The sequence below is a fragment of the Lacrimispora sp. genome, assembly GCF_032078915.1.
GTDB lineage: Bacteria > Bacillota > Clostridia > Lachnospirales > Lachnospiraceae > Lacrimispora.
Genome location: NZ_DAMAUN010000176.1, coordinates 1 through 4453, shown reverse-complemented (window position 1 = coordinate 4453; position 4453 = coordinate 1). Strand labels below are relative to the sequence as shown.

Here is a 4453-nt window from a genome sequence, read left to right as displayed (position 1 = left end):
CTTTAAAAAGGAGAGGACAAACTCCGGCTGGAGCAGCGGCTCTCCCCCGGAGAGAGTAACACCGCCGCCGTATTTATAAAAAGGGACATCCTTAAGTACCTCTTCCACAACCTCTTCCACGGTCATCCTGGTGCTGTCCCATAGGATTGCCCCGGAAGGGCATTCCTCTATGATCCGGTCCCAGTCCTCCGTTTTTGTAATATCAAGCCGGATTCCCTTTTCTGTCATGGAGACGCCGCCGTTTTCAGAAAGCAGGCAACAGATCTGGCAGCCAATGCATTTGTTCGGGAAGTACAATGGTCTTACCGACTTACTGATCCCTTCCGGATTATGACACCATACGCAGGATAAGGGACAGCCCTTTAAAAATACGGTTGTCCGGATTCCCCCGCCGTCATGGGTGGAAAAACGGCGGATATCAAAGACAGTTCCTTTTACCGTCCTCTCCTCCATATTGATTTCCTCCATATTTTTCTGTTTCCCATCAGATATCTGCATAGCTGGTCCTGGCGATGATCTCATTCTGAAGTTCATCGGCAAGCTCCGTAAAATAAGCGGTATATCCGGCTACCCGAATGGTAAGGCTTCGATACTGTTCCGGATTTTTCTTTGCCGCAATCAAATCTTCCTTCCGGACCACATTAAATTGGATATGAGGAATCTCCAGATCCACAAAAGCTCGTAAAAACAAGGAAAACTTATTGATCCCCTGCTCTGTCCGGAAAAATTCCGGCAAAAACTTCATGTTAAGAAGCCCTCCGTTTGTAGTCAGGTTTTTATCCAGTTTTGATACGGATTTCAACACTGCCGTAGGTCCCGTGGTATCCCTTCCATATACAGGGGACATTCCGCCATCAGCAAGGGGCGCTCTTGCATGCCTTCCATCCGGTGAAGCCCCTACATTCTCTCCCATGGGGACATGGGCAGAGACCGTATACATGCCGGTATGGTATTTCCCCCCTCTGTAATTGGTATATTGGGACAGGCGTTTTTTGAAATATTCCGCCCACTTGACTCCCAACTGGTCCACCCAGTCCACATCATTTCCGTATTTAGGGACTTTGTTTAAAAGCATGGTGCGAAGCACTTCTTTTCCTCTAAAATCATTTTTAAGCGCTTCCAGCAGCTCTCCGGCCTCTACTTTATGTTTATCAAATACAAGAAGCTTTATGGCAGCCAGACTATCTGCTAAATTGGCTACCTGGATCATCTGGATTCCGGAGAAATTATAACGTGCTCCTCCCTCGGTTACATCCATTCCCTTTTTCATGCATTCATCAATGACGGAAGACAGAAATGGGGAAGGCAGCAAGTCTATATGAGCTTTTTCTACCTCTTCACAAGCCTTTACCATTAAATCCATGTATTCGTCTAAGTATCTCTGAAATACGGCTTCCAGTTCTTCAAAGGTTCCATAGGTGGTTAAGTCCCCATAGTTGGGGGCCAGCGGTTCCCCGGTCAGAAGGCATTTCCCTCCCGTCAAAGTCAGTTCCAGAGCCTTGTTTAAGTTAAACATGGCGGCATCGCTCCAACCCAGATTGTTTCCCTGGGTGGTAAGCTCCACGCAGCCTACAATGGCATAATCCCTTGCATCCTTTGAAGCCACCCCCAGTTCTTCCATGGACGGAATCACCGCCTTATCATTGAAAAACTGAGGCATGCCGCTTCCCATTGAAACCACCTTGACCGCCTGTTTTAAAAGAGCCTCTCCCGTATGTTCATGGAGCCTTACGGAAAGATTGGGCTGGGGAAGCCCTAAGTGCTCCTGGGCCTTTAGAAGAAGAAACGAAAGATCATTGACGAAATCATTTCCCTCAGCATCCTGCCCGCCTATGGCAATATTAAATCCGATGGGAAAACCTGCGAAAAACTTGGCGCTGTTAGCATTACGCATATATACGATCTCATTGAATTTCAGCCACAGGCACTCGATGATCTCCAATGCCTCCTGTTCATTAAGACGCCCTTCCCTTCTGTCCCGGTCAAAATATTCCCAGAGGTATTCATCCATCCTTCCCGGTGAAAAGGAAGAGGCATTGGATTCCATATGAAGGATCACAAAAAGGAACCACAAGGACTGAACCGCCTCATGGAAGGTTTCCGGCGGCTGTTCGGACAGCTTTTTGCAGATGCGGGCTGCTTCTTCCATGGTGCGGCGCCTGTCTGCATCCTCTTCCCCTTTTGCCATGTCCAGCAAAAGCGTTTGATAGCGCTGCATGAAATGAATGGCTCCGCTCATCACAATCGACACGCTTTCAAAAAATTCTCTCTGCTGCCCTCCTGCGATCCTTAAACGGTCATCCGCAGCCTGTTTGATTCCTGCCGGACCTTTATGAAGCCATTCCTTACAGTTTGGGCATATATGACCCTGGGCATGATCTTTCTGGTTGATTTTAACCACCTTTGCAATATGATCGATTTCTTTTCCGTAACGTTTCCGCAGCACGTCTTCTAAGGACTTTCCTCTCCAGTAGGGCGTGATTACCTCACGGAAATATGTAATGTCTTCCTGCCTGACCTCAAATCTGTCCTGAGGCCTGGTCGGAAGGGTTTCAAACTCCCGGTCCACCCAGGTGCTTCCGCTTTCCGGAAAAACAACGCCATACCGAACTCCCGCCGTCCGGTTGCCCACAATCAGTTCTTCCGGTTCAGCATGGATTTCCATCTGCTTTAATGCAGCCTTTAAAGACAATGCCCGCTGGATGATTCTCGGTTTTTCTTCATTTGCCTTGTAGGTATCCGTGATGATCTTCGCCTGCTCAATTGACGCGTATCTCGGCTCTGACAGCATCTTTTTCTTCAGGATGCGGATGCGGTCTGTCATGATCAGATATTCCATGAGTTTCCTCCCGTTCATTATTTATTTTTATTGTTTCTTCTGTTTTCAGTATATTCCCTTATATTATTTTTGTCAACGATATCTTTATTGTTTTTTATTACTTTTTATTTTTTCAAAATATACTAATAAGTAATGATTTAAGCCTGATGAAGCGCAGCGGGAGTGTCTGGCTGGCCGGAATGCTGCTAGATTCAATAATCACATTACTTATGAGGTTTCAGGGGTATAACATGTCCTTACAAAGGAGGCATTTGATTGAACATTTTTTCCTGAATGAAAAAAAACATGCCCTCCCTCCGCCGGAACGGAAAAGCATGTTTTTGACCTGAACTTTCATCTTTATAACCACTCAATATTAAATTCTTTCAATTTTTCTTCTATTTCGGCAGGCGGCTTGCTTTCCATGAGAGCGCCGGTAAAACTGTCTATTCTCGCATATTTATAAGTGCCGTCGGTGTTAAATTTCCTGGTCTCCAGCATCATATAGGCGTTTTTGCTCACTTCCAGCACCGCACTTTTTGTAAGCCCATCTTCCACCATATAGGTCGAAACATTATTTTCAAACACATCAATTCCAACTGCACCGAGAAATGCAATGTCAAACCGGAAATCTGAGATCTGCTTATTGGTAAAGCTTCCTACAAACCCATCTTTTCCTATGCTGAAGGCCCCTCCGATAAAAATGAGCCTGGCTGTGGCAGGAACCATGAATTCCAGCATAATGTCCACCATATTCGTGACAACTGTGATATTCAAAGAGGATTTCGTAATGAGCTTTGTAAGTTCCAGATTTGCAGTCGATATATCCAGGAATACCATATCCCCGTCCTTAATCAGTTCCATGGCCTTAGCAGCGATCTTCTGCTTGGCTTCAATATTCTTGTCCTTCCTTTGAGATACATTCAAGTCATGAACATTGACCCTTTTTTTCATGGCTCCGCCATATGTCTTTTTTAAAAGCCCCTTTTTTTCAAGAAATGTCAGGTCTTTCCGGATACTGTCTTCTGTCACCTGATACTTCTCGCTGAGTTCTTTTACGCGCACGGAACCATTTTTGTTGACAAGAGCCACAATTTGATTCTGCCTTTCTTCTGCAAACATACAACCGCCTCCATTTATTACTTTTTCCTATTATATCACATTTTTTATTGATATGCATTAGGATTTTTCCTGATCAGTATGTTTTGCTTCCTATCTGTTCCTTTATTTGATTATCAATTCTGCCAAACATTGGCCGAGTAAAGACAGAAATACATATCATCATTACTGGTGCTGCATAAAACGGTAAATAAGTGAAGTTTCCTATATGCTCAAATATAATACCATAAACCAGTTGTCCTATGGGATTCGCACACATATTGATACAAATAACACATGATATTACTTTTCCTATTAAGTCCTTTGGGGTTAGTATCTGTATCCATGTCATAATCTGAATTTGAAACAAGGTAGACAATGCCACTAAAAATCCAAATCCAACTACCATTACAAGATAGATTGCCATTGAGTTACTAAACATTTGAAGCGCAATACCAACTATAAAGATAGACAGCGAACAGCCAATTAAGAGAAATGAACTTGTCTTTGAGTTCAATTTCTTAGAAAGAAGTCCTG

3 protein-coding genes and 1 pseudogene are annotated in these 4453 nt (G+C 44.2%); all 4 read right to left on the bottom strand.

The genetic code is table 11. The annotated features are described in order from the left end of the window. A partial coding sequence (locus RT269_RS29780; RefSeq protein ID WP_313188130.1) for a 4Fe-4S cluster-binding domain-containing protein occupies window positions 1-453 on the bottom strand: 453 nt, incomplete at its 3' end. A 31-nt stretch (window positions 454-484) separates the two neighbouring features. Further along, window positions 485-2839, bottom strand: a complete 2355-nt coding sequence (locus RT269_RS29775; RefSeq protein ID WP_313188129.1) for a glycyl radical protein — start codon at window positions 2837-2839, stop codon at window positions 485-487. Between the two features lie 339 nt (window positions 2840-3178). After that, complete coding sequence (locus RT269_RS29770) at window positions 3179-3940, bottom strand: DeoR/GlpR family DNA-binding transcription regulator (RefSeq protein WP_313188128.1); 762 nt, start codon at window positions 3938-3940, stop codon at window positions 3179-3181. 73 nt (window positions 3941-4013) lie between these two features. Then, window positions 4014-4453: pseudogene (locus tag RT269_RS29765) on the bottom strand (MFS transporter); the annotation flags it as partial.

Bases quoted from the DNA above. Each gene is read 5' to 3' on its own strand.
- RT269_RS29775 (WP_313188129.1), bottom strand. From the start codon at position 2,839: ATGGAATATCTGATCATGACAGACCGCATCCGCATCCTGAAGAAAAAG.
- RT269_RS29770 (WP_313188128.1), bottom strand. From the start codon at position 3,940: ATGTTTGCAGAAGAAAGGCAGAATCAAATTGTGGCTCTTGTCAACAAA.